Here is a 427-nt window from a genome sequence, read left to right on the forward strand (position 1 = left end):
GGCAAAACAAAGTTTGGAAAAGGAAAACTCAAATTTTTCTAAAACCGGATACTCTAATAGCCGGTTGGACGCACATACTGTGTGCATATCTGATCCAAAATTAAGTTTTGATGCAATGACGATCGTTGGAAATCTCAACCGAGACAACGCTAAAAACCTATCTAAATTTATGAGTGTAGATCCACAAATACGACTTTGGGATATACTTCAAACAAAGTTTAAAGCTAAAGCACTTCAAGAAAAAGTTTATATCGAATATGACAAGGTAAAAGCAGATACTTGGGATAGACGTAATATGCGTATTGAATTTAATCCAAACAAACTTACACGTGATGAAATGATTTGGTTAAAACAAAATATAATAAGCTACATGGAAGATGACGGTTTTACAAGATTAGATTTAGCCTTTGATTTTGAAGATGATTTA

Annotated in this window: 1 pseudogene; it reads left to right on the plus strand. The window is 32.8% G+C overall.

Annotated elements, in window-relative coordinates:
- Positions 1 to 13 precede the first annotated feature (13 nt).
- A pseudogene (locus KA858_RS12600) lies at positions 14 to 427 on the plus strand (replication initiation factor domain-containing protein); the annotation flags it as partial.

The organism is Staphylococcus sp. GDX8P80P, from assembly GCF_017893095.1.
Lineage (GTDB): Bacteria > Bacillota > Bacilli > Staphylococcales > Staphylococcaceae > Staphylococcus > Staphylococcus borealis.